The sequence below is a fragment of the Nonomuraea sp. K271 genome, from assembly GCF_009908215.1.
Lineage (GTDB): Bacteria > Actinomycetota > Actinomycetes > Streptosporangiales > Streptosporangiaceae > Nonomuraea > Nonomuraea longispora.
Map to the genome: position 1 here is coordinate 1 of NZ_JAAAHR010000175.1, position 19,346 is coordinate 19,346.

General features: G+C 73.0%; 14 protein-coding genes. 6 read left to right on the top strand and 8 right to left on the bottom strand.

The features are described from left to right. Positions 1–123 precede the first annotated feature (123 nt). A complete protein-coding gene (locus tag GUY59_RS38950; protein ID WP_138206560.1) occupies positions 124–681 on the top strand; it encodes a TetR/AcrR family transcriptional regulator in 558 nt (185 codons plus the stop codon). A gap of 6 nt (positions 682–687) precedes the next feature. Here the strand turns inward: GUY59_RS38950 and GUY59_RS38955 are convergent, their stop codons facing one another. Both GUY59_RS38955 and GUY59_RS38960 read right to left on the bottom strand, forming a co-directional pair. Beyond that, entirely contained in the window at positions 688–2,193 is a 1,506-nt protein-coding gene (locus GUY59_RS38955; protein ID WP_138206558.1) for a phytoene desaturase family protein, read from the bottom strand. Between the two features lie 49 nt (positions 2,194–2,242). After that, the gene (locus GUY59_RS38960; RefSeq protein ID WP_138206556.1) at positions 2,243–3,133 is read right to left on the bottom strand and encodes a LysR family transcriptional regulator; all 891 of its coding nucleotides are present in this window, start codon (positions 3,131–3,133) and stop codon (positions 2,243–2,245) included. Between the two features lie 70 nt (positions 3,134–3,203). On the opposite strand from GUY59_RS38960, the gene GUY59_RS38965 reads away from it, so the two are divergent. The 4 genes from GUY59_RS38965 to GUY59_RS38980 all read left to right on the top strand — a co-directional run bounded on the left by GUY59_RS38965 (position 3,204) and on the right by GUY59_RS38980 (position 8,872). Next, a complete protein-coding gene (locus tag GUY59_RS38965; RefSeq protein ID WP_201761859.1) occupies positions 3,204–4,241 on the top strand; it encodes a YeiH family protein in 1,038 nt (345 codons plus the stop codon). A gap of 107 nt (positions 4,242–4,348) precedes the next feature. Continuing rightward, positions 4,349–5,275 (top strand): pseudouridine-5'-phosphate glycosidase, encoded by a 927-nt coding sequence (locus tag GUY59_RS38970; protein ID WP_138206554.1) that lies wholly within the window; start codon positions 4,349–4,351, stop codon positions 5,273–5,275. A gap of 68 nt (positions 5,276–5,343) precedes the next feature. Continuing rightward, positions 5,344–6,201 carry a carbohydrate kinase family protein gene (locus tag GUY59_RS38975; protein WP_236667924.1) on the top strand — a complete coding sequence of 286 codons (858 nt, stop codon included), beginning with the start codon at positions 5,344–5,346 and terminating at the stop codon, positions 6,199–6,201. A gap of 82 nt (positions 6,202–6,283) precedes the next feature. Further along, complete coding sequence (locus GUY59_RS38980) at positions 6,284–8,872, top strand: hypothetical protein (protein WP_138206550.1); 2,589 nt, start codon at positions 6,284–6,286, stop codon at positions 8,870–8,872. Positions 8,873–9,166: 294 nt separating this feature from the next. On the opposite strand, the gene GUY59_RS51025 is transcribed toward GUY59_RS38980, so the two are convergent. The 6 genes from GUY59_RS51025 to GUY59_RS39010 form a co-directional block, all read right to left on the bottom strand. Beyond that, positions 9,167–12,295, bottom strand: a complete 3,129-nt coding sequence (locus GUY59_RS51025) for a helix-turn-helix transcriptional regulator (protein ID WP_138206548.1) — start codon at positions 12,293–12,295, stop codon at positions 9,167–9,169. A gap of 118 nt (positions 12,296–12,413) precedes the next feature. Then, complete coding sequence (locus GUY59_RS38990) at positions 12,414–12,848, bottom strand: GNAT family N-acetyltransferase (protein WP_138206546.1); 435 nt, start codon at positions 12,846–12,848, stop codon at positions 12,414–12,416. Positions 12,849–12,889: 41 nt separating this feature from the next. Beyond that, positions 12,890–14,026 carry an acyl-CoA dehydrogenase family protein gene (locus GUY59_RS38995; protein WP_138206544.1) on the bottom strand — a complete coding sequence of 379 codons (1,137 nt, stop codon included), beginning with the start codon at positions 14,024–14,026 and terminating at the stop codon, positions 12,890–12,892. A gap of 2 nt (positions 14,027–14,028) precedes the next feature. After that, positions 14,029–14,934, bottom strand: coding sequence for a hydroxymethylglutaryl-CoA lyase (locus tag GUY59_RS39000; protein ID WP_138206542.1), 906 nt, complete (start codon positions 14,932–14,934; stop codon positions 14,029–14,031). Continuing rightward, complete coding sequence (locus GUY59_RS39005; protein ID WP_138206540.1) at positions 14,934–16,976, bottom strand: ATP-binding protein; 2,043 nt, start codon at positions 16,974–16,976, stop codon at positions 14,934–14,936. Before GUY59_RS39005 ends, GUY59_RS39000 begins: the two co-directional genes overlap by 1 nt. A gap of 8 nt (positions 16,977–16,984) precedes the next feature. Beyond that, complete coding sequence (locus tag GUY59_RS39010; RefSeq protein WP_138206538.1) at positions 16,985–18,553, bottom strand: carboxyl transferase domain-containing protein; 1,569 nt, start codon at positions 18,551–18,553, stop codon at positions 16,985–16,987. Between the two features lie 61 nt (positions 18,554–18,614). On the opposite strand from GUY59_RS39010, the gene GUY59_RS39015 reads away from it, so the two are divergent. Further along, a complete protein-coding gene (locus GUY59_RS39015; protein WP_138206536.1) occupies positions 18,615–19,211 on the top strand; it encodes an SACE_7040 family transcriptional regulator in 597 nt (198 codons plus the stop codon). The last annotated feature ends 135 nt before the right edge of the window (positions 19,212–19,346 follow it).

The window sequence follows — 19,346 nt, forward strand, 5'->3', positions numbered from 1 at the left end:
TACGGGCAGGTGCGCGGGAGGGGGAAGTTCTCGGCCATAGTGTGCTCCAACGAGTCGGACCTCATTACTTACTTACGTGAAAGTAAGCAATGGGCGGGCCGGCGGTCAAGTGAGGGGAGCGGCATGGCAGGACGGCGGACGGACACGAGAGAACGGATCCAGCAGGTGGCGCTGGAGTTGTTCGCCGAGCGGGGATATGACAAGACCACGCTCCAGGAGGTCGCGGAGCGGCTGCGGATCACCAGGCCCGCGCTCTACTACCACTTCCGCACCAAGGAGGCGATCCTGGCCGGCGTCGTCGACCGGCTGGTCGACTCGGTCGACGAGCTGGTCTCCTGGGCGGGGCGGCAGCCCATGACCGCCGAGTCGAAGAAGGAGATCCTGCGGCGGATCGCCGAACTGCTGGCGGATCAGTGGCGGCCGCTGATCCGGTTCGCGCAGGTGAACCAGGGGGCCATGCGCGAGGTGCCGGCCGGCGAGCGCATGCGGCAAGGCATCCTCAGCATGCTCACCCTGCTGGTGGAGCCGCAGGCGAGCCCGGTGCGGCGGTTCGAGGCCCGGCTCGCGGTGCTCGCGGTGATCGCGGGCAACGTGCCCTTCCTGGCCGACACGGACGTACCGGAGGCGGAGCGGATGGCGGTGGCGCTGGAGGTGGCCGGCAAGCTCGTCTCGGACGGTTAGCGGCGGTCAGCGGCCGAGCAGGGCCATGGCGGCGTTGTGCCCGCCGATCCCGCTCACGCCACCGCCCCTGCGGGCGCTCGCGCCGCACACGAGGACGCGCTCGTGCTCGGTCTCCACGCCCCACCCGCGCTCCTCCGCGTACGGCCAGCTCAGGTCGGTGTGGAAGATGTGGCCGCCGGGGAGCCCCGCGTCCCGTTCGAGGTCGACGGGTGTCCTGGCCTCGACGCACGGGCTACCGTCGGGAGCCTTGAGCAGGCAGTCCTCGAGGGGTTCGGCCAGGACCGCGTTGACGGAGGCGAAGGTGGCCTCCAGCGCCTGTTTCCGGGCTTGATCCGGATTCTCCCGGAAGAGCCGGGCGGGCATGTGCAGTCCGAACAAGGTCATCGTCTCGGCCCTTCCCCGCAGCTCGGGGCCGAGGACGGACGGGTCGGTCAGGGAGTGACAGTAGACCTCGGCGGGCGGCAGCTCGGGGATCTCCCCACGCGCCGCCTGCGCGTACGCCCTCGCGAGCTGCTCGCGCCCCTCGTTGATGTGGAACGTCCCGCTGAAGGCGGCCCGCGGGTCCACCTGAGGATCCTTCAGCCGGGGCAGCCGCGACAGCACCATGTTGACCTTCAGCTGCGCTCCCTCGGGAGCCGTCGCCGGCCGGCCCATCAGCCGGTCGAACACCGCGGGCGGGAGGTTGACCAGCACGTGTCCGCCGTTCACCGTGTGCTCGCCGTCCCCCGTCACGAACGTGACCTCACCGGACGGCGAGATGCCCACGATCTCCGCGCCGGTCCTGATCTCGGCGCCGGCCCGCCTGGCCGCCGCCTCGATGGCCTGCGAGACCGCGCCCATGCCGCCGACGGGGACGTTCCAGTCGCCGGTTCCGTCGCCGATCACGTGGTAGAGGAAGCACCGGTTGGCCGACAGGTCGGTGGCGGTGTCGGCGAACGTGCCGATGAGCGCGTCGGTCAGCACGACGCCGCGCACGGTGTCGTCGGCGAAGCGTTCGTCCACGGTCTCGCCGATCGGCCTGGCGAACAGGTCGCGCCAGGCCTCCGCGCCGACCAGCCGCTCGATCTCGGCCGGCGCGCGCAGGGGTTCGAGCAGGGTGGGGGCGAGGGCACGGGCGACGCGGGCGGTCATACCGTAGAAGGCCTGCCAGGCCTCGTGGTCCGCCTGGCCTCCGGTGACCTCGCGGAAGGAGGCCGCCGTACGCGCCGGGTCCTCGTTGTCGACGAGCAGGCCAGTGCCGCCCTTGGGCGTGTACGAGGCGTAGCGCCGTCCGCGCAGCTCCAGATCGAGCCTCAGGTCACGGACGATCTCGCGCGGCAGGAGGCTGACGAGGTAGGAATAGCGCGACAGGCGCACGTCGACGCCGGGGAAGGCGCGGGTGGAGATCGCCAGGCCGCCCACGTGGCCGTACCGCTCCAGGACGAGCACCCGCCGCCCCGCCCGGGCCAGGTACGCCGCGGCCACCAGCCCGTTGTGCCCGCCGCCGGCCACGATCACGTCATAAGCGCCCATCCACGCACCATAAGGTCCAAACCACACCATCCGTCAACGCCCGGAACGGTCAGGGACGGCTGGCGACGGCGAGCAGGATCGCGGCGGGGCCGGCGAGGGGACGGCCGCGGCGCCACACCGCGCGCAGGCTCCTGACCAGGTTCACCCCGGCCAGCGGCACCTCGACCAGCCGCCCGGTCGCCACTTCGGCCTCCACCGCGTACCCGCTGAGCACCGCCGGCGCCGCCCCCTCCTGCGCGGCCCCTTTGACCGCCGCGTTCGACCCCAGCTCCAGCCGCGGGCTGGCCTGGTGCAGGCCCTTGAACGCCAGGTCCAGCGTCTCCCGCGTCCCCGACCCCGGCTCCCGCACCACCAGCGGCGTCGCGGCCAGCTCCGGGCCCCGCAGGACCGTACGGCGCCGCGCCCACGGATGTCCCGGCGCCACCACGACCACCAGCCTGTCGGTCCCCACGACCCGGCTGTCCAGCCCCTCCGGCACGCTCGGCCCTTCGACGAACCCCAGCTCCACGTCCTCGGCCAGCACCCGGGCCGCGACGTCGGCGGAGTTGATCACGTCGAGCCCGACCGGCACGTCCGGCTTCCGGTTCTGAAGCTCGCCGAGCCACCTGGGCACGAGGTACTCGGCCACGGTCATGCTGGAGGCCACCCGCAGGTGCGCCGCCTCGGCGTGCCGTACGGCCTGGACGGCCCGCATCAGCTCCTCGGCGGCGGCGAGCACCTGGGTGGCCCAGCCCGCCACCATCCTGCCCTCGGCCGTGAGCGTGGACCCGCGCGGTGTGCGCTCGACCAGGGGGAGGCCGAGGCGGCGTTCGAGGTGGGCGACGCGCTTGCTGGCCGACGGCTGGGCGATGCCCGCGGCCTTGGCCGCCTGCCCGAGGCTGCCGAGCACGCCGACGTCGACCAGCAGCTTCAAGGAGTCGAGATCGGGCAGCGCGCTCATAGCCTCAGGCTATGGCCTCCCAGGCAGGTCGCGCCTACCGGCCGCCTCACGCGCTCAGAAGACTGAGATCATGCACCTCACCGACCGCCCGCTGCCCTCTGCGCGGGCGCGGACCCGCCGCCCCGCCCGGACCGGTTCCGCATCAGCCGCAGCGGCAGCCGTGGCGATCTGGCCGGGTGTCGCCGTGGCCGCCCTCGCGGTGGTGCTCGCGCTGGCCGTCAACCGGGTCGTGACGGCGCTCAGCCCCGCGGTGGTCGCGGTGGTCGCCGGCGCGGCGCTGGCCAACGTGGCCGGGGTCGGGGAGCGGTTGAAGCCGGGCCTCGCGTTCGTCTCCAGGCGGGTGCTCCGGGTCGCGGTCGCCCTGCTGGGCCTGCAGATCGCCCTGCCGCAGGTGCTGGCGCTCGGCTGGCAGACGCTCGCCGTGGTGACCGTGGCGACGGGGGTGACGTTCGCGGTGACGCCGCCCGTCGGCCGCAGGCTCGGCCTCACGCGCGGCGCGTCGCTGCTCGTCGCCACCGGCGTGTCCATCTGCGGCGCCGCCGCGATCGCCGCCATGCACGAGAGCACGGACGCCTCCGACGATGACGACGCCGCCGGCGCGCTCGGCGTGGTCGTCCTGTACGGCACCGCCGCCATCGCGGTGATCCCCCTGCTGGCCTCCCTCATGGGCCTGTCGTCCGCGCAGCTCGCGGTGTGGACGGGGGCGGCCGTGCACGAGGTCGCCCAGGTGGCCGCCATCGGCGCCGCCTCGGGGGTGCTGGCCACGGCCGTGACGGTCAAGCTGGGCCGCGTTCTCCTCCTCGCCCCGATGGTCGCCCTGTTCTCCGAGCGCAGCCGGGACGCGGGGTCCCGTCCCGCAATCGTGCCGCTGTTCGTGGTGGCGTTCCTGGCGATGGTCGCCCTGCGCAGCACCGGGCAGGTGCCCGGGGCGGTGACGGACACGATCCCGCAGGTCACCGGCGTGCTGATGGCGGCCGCCCTGTTCGGCCTGGGCACCGGCATCGACCTGCGGAAACTGGTCAGAGGCGGACGGATCGTGCTGCTCGGCGGCATCGCCACGGCCGTCATCGCCGCCGTCTCACTGGCCGGAACGGCGCTCCTCGTGTGATCCTCAGGTGGGACGGCTTCAGCACCGCGCCGGCTTGGAACAAATACCGTAAAGTACCCCGTTCAGGGTATGCCGGGCAGGATCACTCAGGGAGCACGAAACTCACCATGCGCAGCGCCACCGACTCCGTTCTCCAGCCTTCCGACGAGGTCGTCGAGGCCATGGCCGGCGGCGCACCCGTCGTGGCGCTGGAGTCCACGATCATCTCCCACGGGCTGCCGCAACCGCGCAACCTCGAGGTGGCCCGGGAGCTGGAGGGAATCGTCCGCGCCGCGGGTGCCGTGCCCGCCACGATCGCCGTGCTCGACGGCGTGCCGCGCATCGGGCTGAACGAGGTGGAGCTGGAGCGTATAGCGACGGAGTCCGGCCTGCGCAAGCTGGGGCAACGAGACCTGCCCATGGCGTCGGCGCTGAAGGCGAGCGGCGCCACCACCGTGTCGGCCACGTCGTTCCTCGCCGCCCGCGCCGGCATCCGCGTCTTCGCCACCGGCGGCCTGGGCGGCGTGCACCGAGGATGGACGGACGACCAGGACGAGTCCGCCGACCTCGACACCCTTGCCCGTACGCGCATCACGGTCGTCTGCGCGGGCGTCAAGTCGATCCTCGACGTGCCCGCGACGCTGCAGCGCCTGGAGACCAGGGGCGTGACGGTGGCCGGCTACCGTACGGACACCTTCCCCGGCTTCTACCTGCACTCCTCCGGCCAGCCGATCGACTGGCGCATCGAGTCGCCCGGCGATGCCGCGGCCGTCATGCGCGGCCAGGACGCGCTCGGCGGCCAGGAGAGCGCGTTCATCGTGGCCAACCCGGTGCCCGAGGACCAGCAGCTCGACCCCGGGCTGCACGACCGCATACTGGCCGAGGCGCTGGCCGCGGCCGAGCGCGACGGCGTCAAGGGGCAGGCCATCACCCCGTTCCTGCTCGGTTATCTCGTCGACGGCACCGGCGGCGCCTCCTTGGAGGCGAACCTGGCCGCCGTACGGGGCAACACCGCACTCGCCGCCCAGATCGCCCTCGCCTGGGCAAAACCGTGACGGGCAAAGCTCTCCTGATCATCGGCGACATCGTCACCGATGTGGTGGCGTTGCATGGTTCGCCGGTCATGACGGGCAGCGACACGGCCGCCGACATCGTGCTGCGCCCCGGCGGTTCCGGCGCGAACACCGCCGCCTGGGCCGCCTGCCTGGGAGCCGACGTGCGACTGCTGGCCAAACTGGGCTACGACAGCAGCGAGTGGCACACGACCGAACTGCTCAAGACGGGCGTGCGCCCGCACTTGTCCGTGGACCCCGAGCACCCGACCGCCGTCGTGATCGCGATGGTGGACAAGAGCGGGGAACGCTCGATGCTCACCAACCGCGGCGCCGGCGGCCTGATCTCGGACGCCGACTGGGACCCTGCCCTGCTCGACGACGTCGGCCGGCTCCATCTGTCGGGGTACGTCCTCTTCGCCGAGGGCGGGCTCCGGCTGGCCAGGCGCGCAATGGCGGAGGCGGCGGCCAGAGGCGTCGCGATCAGCGTCGACCCGGCCTCCACGGGGCCGCTGCGGGAGTTCGGCGTGGAACGGTTCATCCGGGAAACTGCCGCGGCGGGCCTGATCATCCCCAATCTTGACGAGGCCCTGATTCTCAGTGGTGCCCCAACAGCGGAGCGTGCCGCCGTACTCTTGAGTGAGACGTACGGCACAGCGGTCGTGAAACTGGGAGCGGAGGGAGCGCTGGCCGCCGTCGACGGTGCAGTGGTCGCGACGGCGGCGGGCGTGCCCACCGAAGTCGTCGACTCGACCGGGGCAGGCGACGCGTTCGCCGCGGGGTTCCTCGCGGCGGCATTAGACGGTGCGGCGGAAAGGGCCGCGCTGGAGGCCGGTTGCCGCGCGGGGGCAGAGTGTGTGGCCCACGTGGGCGGCCGACCACGGTACGGTTTGGATCTGAACCGTCTTTACCCTATTCACACTGATTGATAGCTTGCCGCGTAGGCTGCACCAATAGCCACATCATTACGGGCAGCACCATGCGGCTCACTGGGGAGGATAAGGTCCGCCGATGGATGTCGAGTCATCGATCTGCCTGAGCGACCTAGTCCCTGCGCTGCGCTGGAGCCGTCCGCAGCAGGTGGCCGAGGCGCTCGGTGACCCGCGCCTGCCCGCCGGGTGGTGGTCCTCCCTGGCGCTGTCGAAGGCGCTCGGCACGGCGGGTCTCGACTGGATCTGCGAGCGGCTGGCCCGGCTGGCGACCTCCCGCTGGGACCACCTGCCGCTGTGCGACCTGCTCCCCGCGCTGACGGTGCACCACATCGACCCGTCGCTCCCCGGCTGGCCCGAGGCCACCCGTACGGCGATCACCGGACTCGGCGGCTGGCACCGGCTGCGCCGCCTGTCCCCCAGCGACCTGTCCACCCCGTCGGCCACGCCGGAAGTGGTGGTCGGCTCCGTCTTCCGCGAGATCCTCGGCCGCATCCCGGCCCAGCGCGAGGCCGTGCCCGCGGCGCAGGCGAGCCATCCGGAGGTCACCCGCCCGCTTCATGTCGGCGCGGCGGCCGGTCTGTCCTCCAGGAACACCGGCTCCTTCCCCGCCCAGCCGGAGGGCGCTCCGCAGCCCGGCACCGGGCAACCCGCACCCGAAAAACCCGGCGCCCCACAACCCGCAGCCGCACAGTCCGGCACTCCGCAACCGGGCGGGTTGCAGCCTGGGACACCGCAACCCGCAGCGGCCCAGTCAGGTGCTTCCCAGCAACCCGGCCAGCCCGGCCAGCCCGGCCAGCCGGGTCGGCCTGGGGCGCCGCAGGCCGCGGGTTCCCAGGGCGCCGCCGGGCAGCCCGCTCCGCACGAGGGCTCCGTTCCCTCCGCGCCTCCGCAGACCGGCATGTTCGTCGCCCAGAGCGCCTCCAAACCGGACTCCGGCGCGCAGCCGCCGTCCACCGGGCCGTTCGCGAGCCCGGCAGAGGGGCTCTCCCAACCGCAGACGGGCACCTTCGCAGCGCAACCGCCCGAACGCGGGTCCGGCCCGCAGAGCGGCGCCTTCCCCGCACAACCGGACGGCCCGTCCCCGGCCCAGCCCGAAAGCCGCCGGCCGGGTTCGGGAGTCCCGCCGCCGGAAGGCCGCCAGACGGGTTCGTTCCCCGCGCAGCCGGAGAGCGGCCGGGATCGCCACACGGGTTCCTTCGCCGCTCAGCCGTCCGAACGCGGGTCCGGCCCGCAGAGCGGCGCCTTCCCCGCGCAACCGGACGGCCGCCAGACGGGGTCGCTCCCTGACCAGCCCCAGAGCGGCGGCCCGCGCCAGGGCCCGGCGGGCGAGGGCCTGCCCCAGCGCCCGGCCTCCGGCCAGTCCGAACGCCTCCCGCAGCGCCCCGGAGGCCCGGCACCCGGACGCCAGGACACCGGGTCGCTGCCCGGCATGCCCGGCTCGGGCCCCCAAACAGGCTCGATGCCCGCGATCCGCGGCCCGGGCCCGCACACCGGCTCCATGCCGGCCGTCCCCGGCTCCGGCCCGCACACCGGCTCCATGCCCGCCGTCCCCGGCTCCGGCGGCCCCCAAGGGGCGCCCGCCTACGCGGCGCCCGTTCCCGCGACGCCCTCCGACACCGACCACGCGATGGTGCGGGTCGTGGACAGCCTGTTCCGCAGCCTCGACAAGATGGAGCTGGCGGTGGCCGTGCACCGGCTCTTCGCCGAGGACCCGGTCAGCCTGCGTACGCTCGCCCACAAGCTGCTGGTCGACCGCGACGCGCTCTCGCAGGCGCAACGCACCGCGGAGGAACGGGTCCTGCACTGGCTGCGTTCCTCCGAGTCGGCGCCCGTCACCGGCCACATGTTCCGGCTGACCGAGTGGCTCGGCGCGGCGGCCACCGAGGACCAGCTCATCGGCGCCGACCCGGCCCATCCGGTGACCGTCCCGTCGCTGCGCACCCCGCTCTGGCGCGTGCTCGTGACGCTCATGCCCGACCGCCGGCTCCAGGACGGCTGGCTGGTGGTCGGCGATTTGCACGGCCTTCAGCGCCGTACGCGCCAGCTCCTGGCCTCCAGCTCGCCCGACGCCGACGTCGTGGAGCTGGTGGCCGAGCTGGGCATCCGCGCCCACTCGGCCAAGGCCTGGCTCGACGCCCTCCCCCCTGAGACGAGCACCAGCCCGGCCGCGGCGCAGGCGCCCGCGCAGCCCCTGCCCCGTCGCACGCCCGGGGCCAACGGCCACCACCGGGGCGGCCAGCCCATCCCGACGGTCAACGCCGGCTCGATCGACCCGTCCGCCGCCCTGGCCACGCTGTCGGCGCTGTCGGGAAGCCGCCCGGGCAAGCTGCCCGGCGGGCTGGCGGGCGCGCCTTCCACGCCGCCCCCGCCGCTGCCGGGCCCGTCGTCCGACCCGCGCCGCTGGCAGCGCATCGAGGTCACACCCGAGCACCTCAGGGGCGGCCCCGTGCCGGTGCCCGAGGGGTACGCGGCCCAGCTCGGCATGCGTCCCGGCACGCTTCTGTCGGTGACGGGCCCCGGCGACAACGCCATCGTGCTGGTGTGGCAGGGCCACCAGCCGGTCTTCGACTCGTTGCAGCCGGTGCTCATGCGCCTGAACGCCCGGCCGGGGGACCAGGTGTACGTCACCGTGGACGGCTACCGGCTCGAAGCCCAGCTCACCGGCTGACCACCCCACTTCCGTCGCCCCGGCGAGCGCCCTGCGCCTAGGATGGCCGTGACCAGCAAGGGGTGCGGCGAGCCGCTCACGGACCCCCGCATCGCACCTGCGCACCGCCCGGACCGCCTCCGCCGATGGAGAGACCGCCGGTCAGCCAACCGCCACAGCGTCGAAGACGCCCCTCACCGACGCGCCCTCCAGGCCGGAGCCGGGCAATGAACGGGCAGACCGGTAGTTCACGCGCCGGTGCGGCCCCCGTAGGGCCGGGCATGCTCGCCGACCAGGTCGGACGGCTGCTCCCGCTCAGGTCGCGGAGTCGAAGAGGTGGAGACGGTGGGCCGTGGCCGCGGCCTCTCCCCGGGTGGCGACCCCAAGCTTGGCCAGGATGTTGGACACGTGCACGCTCACCGTCTTGACCGAGATGAACAGCGCCTCCGCGATCTCCCGGTTGCTCCGCCCGTAGGTCACCTCCCGCAGCACCTCCAGCTCGCGAGCCGTCAGCCCCATCGGGTTTCCCTCGGCCGGCTCCTCCGAACCCGCCAGCCTCGACCTGCGGGCGAAGACGTCGAGCCGCTCGGTCAACGGCGCCGCGCCGAGCCGCCCCGCGAGCTCCCTCGATCGTGACAGCCGTGCCGCGGCACCCTGCCGGTCACCGCACGCGAGCGCGACCTGGGCCGCCCCCAACAGACACCGAGCCTCGGCGTACGGTTGCCGCAGTGCGGCCCACGCCTCCACCGCCGTGTCCCACGCCCTGAGCCGCCGGGCAGCCGGATCGGCGGCGATCTCCAGCGGCGCCCCGCAACCCTCCAGCCCCGCCATCCCGGCGACCGCCGCCTCGCGATCCGACGCCGCCCGGTGCTGCTTCGGCTGCCGGCCGGGCGTCCCGGACGCCGCCTCCCGCCGCTGCCCGGTGAGCGCCGTCTCATGGGACGGTAGGTCAGGCCCGACCAGCGCGGTGAACGTCAGCCGCTGGGCGTGCTGGAGCGCCCCGTCGGCAGGGAGCTTCTCGGCCAGCGCACGCAGCCGCGGCAGGTACGACCCCACGGCCGGCGCAGCCGCCGTGCCCTGCGCGGACACACCGGGCGGCGCGTCAACGCCGAGACCGCCGGCCGGAACGGGTGGCGCGACGGAGGTGAAGAGGCGGGCGAAGGACACCAGCACCGGCCACGCATACCGCGGGCTGGACAGCAGGTCACGCTCGTCCAGCGCCCGCCCCGCCGTCTCCACCGCCTCGCCGATCCGCCCGCGGGCCTCCAGCAGCTCCACCTCCCTGCGCAGATGCGGAAGGAGCGCCTGGTCGCGGTGTGCCCCGCGGGACAACACCCTGCGCATCGCGTCGAGCAACGTCTCGGCCCGGTCGTGCTCGCCACGCGCGAGCGCGATGTCGGCGGCCAGCCCCTGCAGGCTGGCGCGGTAGGGCGCGGGCGGCGAGAGGTCGAGCGCGTGCTCGATCGCCTGCAGCGCTTCGTCCCACCGGCCTAGCGACACCAGCGGCTCGGCCAGGTTGATCGACAGGAAGGTGCCGGACGTGCGGGCCAGGCCGTAGTGGCCGGCTTCGGCCACGCCCTCGCGGGCGACCTGCGCGGCCCGCTCGTGCCGGCCCGCGCCCTCCAGCGCGTCGGACTCGGAGATCGCGCAGCGCATCAGCGCGTTGTACGCCCCTTCGTCCGAGGCGATGGCGCGGGCCTGCGCGAAGGCGCCGAACTGCTCGTCGATCTCGGAGTAGCCCCAGCGGGCCCAGGCGTAGTCGATCAGCGCGTGGGCCTCGATGTTGGCGTCGCCGACCTCGTGGCCGATCTGCCTGGCGAGCTGGGCCGTGGTCAGGCGTTCCGGCAGGTCATCGGGCCGGTGGAGCATGCGGGCGAGGCTTTCGAGGACCTGGGCGCGGACCTTGCTGGGCCGGTCGGAGGGGACGAGCGCGGCAGCCTGGCGCAGATCGTCGAGGTGGCCGGGACGGCCCAGGTCGTAGCGGGTCAGGCCGCGCTGGCGCAGCGCGTGGACCCGGTCGATGGGGTCGGTGTCGTGGTCGACGGCGTCGAGGGCGGCGCCGGCCAGGGCGATGCTGCGCTCGTATTCGCCGGCGAGGTGGGCGACCGTGGCCGTCTGCCGCAGCACGCGGATGCGGGCGGCGCCGATGCGCTCGGCCGCGTCGGGCACCTGGTCCCACAGCTCCAGCACCCTGGACAACATCCTGAGCTGCTCGTCGTAGGCGGTGGACTTGCGCGCCGCGGCGGCCGCGCGCCAGGCGCTGACCAGGGCCCACGTGGAGTCGTGGGCGGCATGCCAGTGGTGGGCGAGCTCGATCGCGCCGCGTGGGGCGGGCAGGATCGACAGGTCGCGCTCCAGGGCCTCGGCGTAACGCGTGTGCAGGCGGGTGTGCTCGCCGGGGAGCAGGTCGTCGTGGAGGGCCTCGCGGATCAGCGCGTGCCGGAAGGCGTAGCCCTCGCCGTCGACCACCAGGACGTTGCCCGCGACCGCCGGTCGCAGCGCGCCGGTCAGCGTGCGCTCGTCGAGCCCGGCGACGGCGCTGAGCAGGTCGTGCTCGATGCGCTGCCCGCCGGCGCAGGCCACCCGCAGCAGCTCCTGCGTCTCGCCGGGCAGCCGCTCGACGCTCGCCAGCAGCAGGTCGCGCAGCGACTCGGGCAGCGCCTGGCCGCCGCTCTCGTCGCTCAGCAGCGCCTCGACGAACAGCGGGTTGCCCTCGCTGCGCGCGTAGATCAGGTCCATGTCGGCGGCGGACGGCTCGCGGTCGAGGATGCCGGCCGCCTGCTCCACGGCCTCCCTGCGGGTGAGTCTGCGCAGCGCGATCCGGCTCACCCACTCGATCCGGCCCAGCTCGGCGATGAGCGGGCGCAGCGGGTGGGTGCGGTGCAGCTCGTCGGAGCGGTAGGAGACGACGATGAGCAGGCGGGCCGCGGTGCGCTGGTAGCGGACGAGGAAGGACAGAAGGTCGCGGGTGGAGCGGTCGGCCCAGTGCGCGTCCTCCACGACCAGCAGCACGGGACGCTCCTCCGCCAGCCGTTCGAGCAGGCCGAGAACCTGCTCGAACAGGCGGGCCCGGGCCTGCGGCCCGTCCCTGTCGGGCTCGCCGAACTCCGGCAGCAGCCGCGCCAACCCGCGCGTGGTGCCGCCGGGCACGAGCGCCGCGACCCCGTCACGGCCCAGCTCGCGCACCAGCCCGCGCAGCACGGCGGTGAACGGCGCGAACGGCAGGCCTTCCGTGCCCAGCTCCAGGCATCCGCCGACGAGCACCATGGCGTCGCCGGAGCGGCCGGTGAACTCGTTGATCAGCCGGGTCTTGCCGACGCCTGCCTCTCCGCCGACGAGCACCGTGGCCGACGCCCCGCCGCGCGCCCTGTCCAGCGCGTCGCCCAGAGCGGCGAGCTCACGGGCACGGCCGACGAACAAGGGGCTCACGGCGTGGATGCTCACGTCCCCAAGGATGCCATCCGGCGGTGACAGAACACGCCCGCGGACGTGGTCCGGACCGGAGCGCACGGCGGGGGCATCCGGTGGCGGGCCGGCCGCTGCGGGAAGCGCCCCAGAGGGCTCAGCGCAGGACCTTGCGGAAGAAGGTGGCCGACGCCTCGTAGCCGAGCGCGTGGTAGAACTCCGGCGCCCGCCGGGTCGCCATGGCCACGTAGCCCGCCTCGCGCGAGCGGGCCCACCTCTCGAACTCCTCCAGCAGCGCCCGCCCGATGCCCTGCCGGCGCGCCCCGGACCCGACCATGGCCTCCTCGACCCAGGCCACGGGGCCGTTGGCGAACAGCGTGAGGTGCACGAACCCCAGCAGGTAACCCTGGACCCGCCCGTTCACGACGGCCGCGAGCAGCAGGGCGTCCTCGTTCGCCAGCAACTCGGGCAGCGCGGAGTCGAAGGCCCCGCGCTCGGGCCTGAAGGTCAGGCCGAACTCGCGCGCCAGCGCGAACACCGCGTCCGCGTCGGCCTTCTCCGCCCTTCTGATCTGGAGATCGTCAGCCGTCATGATTGACGACACTAGATCGTCGCATGTTCCCGGTGCAAACCTCAGAGGTCTCCCAGGCCCAGCTTGCGGGCGATGAGCATGCGCTGCACCTCGCTGGTGCCCTCCCCGATCTCAAGGATCTTGGCGTCGCGGTAGAAGCGCCCGACGGGGAACTCGTTCATGAACCCGTACCCGCCGAAGATCTGGGTGGCGTCGCGCGCGTTGTCCATGGCCGCGTTGGACGAGACCAGCTTGGCGATCGCCGCCTCCTTCTTGAACGGCTCTCCGGCCAGCATCTTCTCGGCGGCGTGGTGGTAGGCCAGGCGGGCGGTGTGCGCGCGTACCTCCATGTCGGCGATCTTGAACTGGATGGCCTGGTAGTGGCCGATCGGGTGGCCGAAGGCCCTGCGCTCCCTGACGTACTTCAGGCATTCGTCGACGCATCCCTGCGCCAGCCCGACGCTGAGCGCGGCGATCGCGATGCGGCCCTCGTCGAGCGTCTGCAGGAACTGGGCGTAGCCCCGGCCGCGCTCGCCCAGCAGGTTGGCGGCGGGTACGCGGCAGTCGGTGAAGGACAGCTCGCGCGTGTCGGAGGCGTTCCAGCCGACCTTGGAGTACTTCTTCGACACCGTGAACCCGGGCGTGCCGCTCGGCACCAGGATGGTGGAGATCTCCCGCTCGCCGGTGAGGGCGGCCACGCCGACGACGCCGGTGATGTCGGTGCCGGCGTTGGTGATGAAGGCCTTGGTCCCGTTGATCACCCACGTGTCGCCGTCGAGCACGGCCGTGGTGCGCATCCCGCCGGGCACGTCGGAGCCGCCGCCGGGCTCGGTCAGGCCGAACGCTCCCAGCATCTCGCCGGCGGCCAGCCTGGGCAGCCAGGTCTCACGCTGCTCCTCGGTGCCGAACCTGAAGATCGGCATGGCCCCCAGCGACACCGCGGCCTCCAGGGTGATGGCCACGCTGGAGTCGACCCGGGCCAGCTCCTCCAGCGCCACGCAGAGCGCGAAGTAGTCGCCGCCCATGCCGGCGTACTCCTCGGGGAACGGCAGCCCGAACAGCCCCATGGCGCCCATCTGCCGCACGATGTCGTACGGGAATTCCTCGCGCTCGTAGTAGTCGCCGATCACCGGCGCGACCACCTCGCGCGAGAACGCCTCGACGGTTTTGCGGAGCTCTTCGTACTCGTCCTTGAGCATGGTCACCCTTTCGAAAGCGCCTGTACGACGCGGGATGGGCTGGGCCGGCCGAGCAGCTCCGCCAGCCAGACGCTGGTGGACACGAGCTTGCCCAGGTCGAGCCCGGTCTCGATGCCGAGCCCCTGCAACATCCACACGAGGTCTTCGGTGGCCAGGTTGCCCGTGGCGGACTCGGCGTAGGGGCAGCCGCCGATGCCTCCGGTCGAGGCGTCGACGGTGGTCACGCCGCCTCTGAGCGCGGCGAGGGTGTTGCTGAGCGCCTGCCCGTACGTGTCGTGGAAGTGCACGGCGAGCCGTTCGGGCGTGCGGAAGGCGTCGATCAGGGCGGTGACGTGGCCGGGCGTGCCGACGCCGATGGTGTCGCCGAGCGACAGCTCGTGGCAGCCGAGCCCGAGCAGCCGCTCGCCGACCTCGACCACCTGCCTGACCGGCGTCGGCCCTTCCCAGGGGTCGCCGAAGCACATCGACACGTAGGCGCGTACCTTCAGCCCGTTGTCGAGCGCCCGGGCCACGACCGGCTCGAACATCTCGAACTGGCTCTCCAGGCTGCGGTTGAGGTTCTTCGCGGCGAACGTCTCGGTGGCGCTGGCGAAGACGGCGATCTCGTCGGCCTGGAGTTCGAGCGCCCGGTCGAGGCCGCGCAGGTTGGGGACGAGGACGGGGTAGCGCACCCCCGGTTTCCTGCGGAGCCGGGCGAGCAGCTCTCCGGCGTCGGCCAGCTGCGGCACCCAGTCGGGGTGCACGAAGCTGGTGGCCTCGATGACCTTGTGTCCGGCGTCGGCGAGCCGGTGGATGAACTCGGCCTTGACCTCGACGGGCACTACGGCGGACTCGTTCTGCAACCCGTCGCGCGGACCGACCTCGTAGATCGTGACCTGCTGCGGAAGACCTTCCATCGCGTACGGCATCACGCCTCCTCGGACTCGCGCCGGACCACGGCCAGGACGGCGTCCATGTCGACGGGCTGGCCCGCCCGCACGGCCAGCTCGGTCACGGTGCCGTCGTGCGGGGCGGTCACCGTGTGTTCCATCTTCATGGCCTCGACGATGAGCAGCGGCTGGCCCTCGCCGACCCGTTCGCCGGGCTGGGCCTTGACCACCAGCACGGTGCCGGGCATGGGGCTGCGCACGGCGCCGTCGCCGGCCGCGGCGGCGCTCGGCCGGTCTCCCGGGTCGCCGATGAGGTGCCGGGTGAGTGCCCACGACGCGCCGTCCCTGCCGAGCCAGAGCGTGTCGCCGTCGCGCGCGCAGAGGTAACGCTCGGTACGGCCGTCGAGGGTGACGTGCAGGCGTACGCCGCCGGAAGGGCCGGGGGCGTGGGCGCCGTCGGCCCGGACGCGCGCCGGCACCGCCTCTCCGTCGATCAGAACGTCGGCCGCCTCCTCCGGCAGGCCGCGGACCCGGACCTCGTGCACGCCGTCCCGCGACTCCAGCCGCCACGTCGTCCACGCCGGCTCGCCGACCCGCCACCCGTCCGTGACGTCCCACGGGTCATCGCCCTGGGGCATGGCGTGGAAGACGAGCCCCGCCGCGGCGAGCACCTCACCGGGCACCTCGGTGGCCGGCACGAGGTCGGGGAGCGCCCGCTCGACCAGGCCGGTGTCCAGGTCCCCGGCCGCGACGGCCGGGTGGGCGGCGAGGGCGCGCAGGAACGGGACGTTGGTGACCACGCCGAGCACGGCCGTCCCGGCCAGTGCCCGGTCGAGCGCGGCGAACGCCGTCGCGCGGTCGGGGGCCCAGGCGATGACCTTGGACATCATCGGGTCGAACGCCGTGCCCACGACGCCTCCCTCCACCAGCCCCGAGTCGACCCGTACGACGGCTCCGCCCCGCGGCGACGCCGCCCCGGAACCGCCGGCGGCCGGGTCGCCCGGTTCGCGCAGCGCCAGGACACGGCCGCCGCTGGGCAGGAAGCCGCGGGCCGGGTCCTCGGCGTAGACGCGCGCCTCGACGGCGTGGCCGGTGAGCCGTACGTCGTCCTGGCCGAACGGCAGCAGTTCGCCCGCCGCCACCCGCAGCTGCAGCTCCACCAGGTCGAGTCCGGTGACCAGCTCGGTCACCGGGTGCTCGACCTGCAGGCGGGTGTTCATCTCCATGAAGTGGTAGGCCCCGGTGGTGCCGTCCACGATGAACTCGACCGTGCCCGCCCCCACGTAGCCGACCGCGCGGGCGGCCTCCGCCGCGGCCGCTCCCATGCGGGCGCGCGTCTCGGGGCCGAGGAAGGGCGACGGCGCCTCCTCGACGATCTTCTGGTGCCTGCGCTGGAGGCTGCACTCGCGCTCGCCCAGGTGCACGACGTTGCCGTGGGTGTCGGCCATGATCTGGATCTCGATGTGCCGCGGGCTCTCGACGTAACGCTCGATGAGCAGCGTGCCGTCGCCGAAGGCCGCCAGTGCCGTACGCCGGGCCGACGCGATCGCCTCGGGCAGCTCGGCGGCCGACCGTACGAGCACCATGCCCTTGCCGCCGCCGCCCGTGGACGGCTTGATCAGGGCGGGGAAGTCGTCCCAGTCCTCCAGGGAGGCGGGTTCGGCCCGGCCGGGCACCACGGGCACGCCCGCGGCCGCTACCGTGGCCTTGGCCCGGATCTTGTCACCCATCGCGTCGACGGCGTCGGCGGGCGGGCCGACGAACACGAGCCCGGCCTCGGCGCAACGCCGCGCGAACGCGGCGTTCTCCGCGAGGAACCCGTAACCCGGATGTACGGCTTGCGCCCCCGCTTCCCGAGCCGCCGCGACGATCGCCTCGATGTGCAGATATGCCGGCACCTCAAGGGCGATGTCCGCTTCGAGCGTGTGCTTGGCCCCCGCGTCGTCCGGCGTGTACACGGCCACCGACGTGATGCCGAGCCCGCGCAGCGTGCGGGCGATCCGTACGGCGATCTCCCCTCTGTTGGCGATCAGCACGGCCGTGAAGCCCGCCTGCCGCCCGGTGCTTCGCACGGTCTCCATTGCCTGGCTCACATCCTGAAGACGCCGTAACCGGCGGGTTCGAGCGGCGCGTTGGCCGCCGCGGACAGCGCCAGGCCGAGGACCGTGCGCGTGTCGACCGGGTCGATCACGCCGTCGTCCCACAGCCTGGCCGTGGAGTAGTACGGGTTGCCCTGGTGCTCGTACTGGGCCCTGATCGCGTCGGGGTCGGCGTCGCCCACGGTGGTGAGCACGTTCGCGGCCTGCTCGCCGCCCATGACCGAGATGCGCGCGTTCGGCCACATCCATAGGAACCTGGGTGAGTACGCCCGCCCGGCCATGGCGTAGTTGCCCGCGCCGAACGACCCGCCGATCACCACGGTGAATTTGGGCACCCGGGCGCACGAGACGGCCGTGACCATCTTGGCCCCGTGCTTGGCGATGCCGCCCGCCTCGTACGCCTTGCCGACCATGAAGCCGCTGATGTTCTGCAGGAACACCAGGGGGATCCGGCGCTGGTCGCACAGTTCGATGAAGTGGGCGCCCTTCATGGCGGACTCGCCGAACAGGATGCCGTTGTTGGCGACGATGCCCACGGGATGCCCGTGGAGGCGGGCGAACCCGGTGACGAGGGTCGAGCCGTACTCGGCCTTGAACTCCAGGAAGCGGGAGCCGTCGACCAGCCTGGCGATGACCTCGCGCACGTCGTAGGGCCGGCGGGTGTCGGCGGGCACGATGCCGTACAGCTCTCGCGCGTCGTAGCGGGGTGGCTCCGGCGCGGTCGTCTCCCAGGGGCGCTCGGCGCACGGCGCCAGCGTGGAGACGATGTCGCGGACGATCGCCAGCGCATGCGGGTCGTCCTCAGCGAGGTGGTCGGTGACGCCGCTGACCCGCGAGTGCAGGTCGCCGCCGCCGAGCTCCTCGGCCGTGACCTCCTCGCCGGTGGCGGCCTTCACCAGGGGCGGGCCACCCAGGAAGATCGTGCCCTGGCCGCGGACGATGACCGCCTCGTCGCTCATCGCGGGCACGTAGGCGCCGCCGGCCGTGCACGAACCGAGCACGGCGGCGATCTGCGGGATGCCCTGGGCGGACATCGTGGCCTGGTTGTAGAAGATGCGCCCGAAGTGCTCGCGGTCGGGGAACACCTCGTCCTGCCTGGGCAGGAACGCCCCGCCGGAGTCGACGAGGTAGACGCAGGGCAGGCGGTTGTGCAGCGCCACCTCCTGCGCGCGCAGGTGCTTTTTGACGGTGAGCGGGTAGTAGGTGCCGCCCTTGACCGTGGCGTCGTTGGCGACGACCACGCATTCGCGTCCCGAGATCCGGCCGACGCCGGTGATGATGCCCGCCGCGGGGGCCTGGTCGTCGTAGAGGCCGTTCGCGGCCAGGGGCGACAGCTCCAGGAAGCGGGAGCCGGGGTCGAGCAGCCCGTCGACGCGGTCGCGCGGCAGCAGCTTGCCTCGTTCGACGTGGCGCCGCCGCGAGCGCTCGGGGCCGCCGAGCGCGGCCGTCGCGAGCCGTTGGAGCAGCTCGGCCGCGAGCCGCTCGTTGTGCTCGGCATGTCGTTTGTACGCCTCCGCGCCGGGCTCGGCCGCCGATCTCAGCACCGGCCATTCGCTCATGAGTCCCCTCCCATGGCTGGGATGTTAGTCATCATTAACGTAATCGTCTAGCATGTGAGACGTGAGCACCGTCTCTCCATCTACCCGCAACCGCGGCAACCGGCGCGCGGAGATCCTGGAGGCGGCGGCCGGGCTGTTCGCCGCACGCGGCTTCCACGGGGTCTCGATCGAGGACATCGGCGGCGCGGTCGGCGTCTCGGGGCCCGCGCTCTATCGGCACTTCAGCGGCAAGGACGCCCTGCTGTCGGAGATGCTGCTGGATGTCAGCTCGCGGCTGCGCGAGTCGGCCGTCGCGGTCGCCACCTCCTCCCCCGGCCCAGCGGAGACGCTGGACGCGCTGCTCAACGTGCAGATCACGTTCGCGATCGAGCAGCCGGCCCTGATCACCGTGCACGACAGGGAGCTGGGCAACGTGCCCGAGCCCGCGCGGCGGCAGATCAGGCGACTGCAGCGCCTCTACGTCGAGGAGTGGGTGACCGTGCTGGCCGAGCTGCACCCGGCCTGCCCGGCAGCGCGGCTGCGCGCCGCGACGCACGCGGTCTTCGGGCTGCTCAACTCGACGCCGCACAGCGCCGGCGAGCTGCCCGCCCAGGACATGCGGCCGCTGCTGCACACGATGGCGAGGGCCGCGATCCAGGCCTCGGTTAACGCGCGTTAACTTACTCCGGCCAACCGGACATCCCTTGCCTATGCCAACTATCTAGATATATCGTCACGCTATCTCGATAGTTGGAGGCTCGAGCATGCACGAGAACGACTTCCGGGACGCACCGCCGCCCGTGCTCCCTCCCGC

Coding starts and splice junctions, on each gene's coding strand:
- GUY59_RS38950 (WP_138206560.1), top strand. CDS start 124: ATGGCAGGACGGCGGACGGACACGAGAGAACGGATCCAGCAGGTGGCG.
- GUY59_RS38955 (WP_138206558.1), bottom strand. CDS start 2,193: ATGGGCGCTTATGACGTGATCGTGGCCGGCGGCGGGCACAACGGGCTG.
- GUY59_RS38960 (WP_138206556.1), bottom strand. CDS start 3,133: ATGAGCGCGCTGCCCGATCTCGACTCCTTGAAGCTGCTGGTCGACGTC.
- GUY59_RS38965 (WP_201761859.1), top strand. CDS start 3,204: ATGCACCTCACCGACCGCCCGCTGCCCTCTGCGCGGGCGCGGACCCGC.
- GUY59_RS38970 (WP_138206554.1), top strand. CDS start 4,349: ATGCGCAGCGCCACCGACTCCGTTCTCCAGCCTTCCGACGAGGTCGTC.
- GUY59_RS38975 (WP_236667924.1), top strand. CDS start 5,344: ATGACGGGCAGCGACACGGCCGCCGACATCGTGCTGCGCCCCGGCGGT.
- GUY59_RS38980 (WP_138206550.1), top strand. CDS start 6,284: ATGGATGTCGAGTCATCGATCTGCCTGAGCGACCTAGTCCCTGCGCTG.
- GUY59_RS38990 (WP_138206546.1), bottom strand. CDS start 12,848: ATGACGGCTGACGATCTCCAGATCAGAAGGGCGGAGAAGGCCGACGCG.
- GUY59_RS38995 (WP_138206544.1), bottom strand. CDS start 14,026: ATGCTCAAGGACGAGTACGAAGAGCTCCGCAAAACCGTCGAGGCGTTC.
- GUY59_RS39000 (WP_138206542.1), bottom strand. CDS start 14,934: ATGCCGTACGCGATGGAAGGTCTTCCGCAGCAGGTCACGATCTACGAG.
- GUY59_RS39005 (WP_138206540.1), bottom strand. CDS start 16,976: ATGGAGACCGTGCGAAGCACCGGGCGGCAGGCGGGCTTCACGGCCGTG.
- GUY59_RS39010 (WP_138206538.1), bottom strand. CDS start 18,553: ATGAGCGAATGGCCGGTGCTGAGATCGGCGGCCGAGCCCGGCGCGGAG.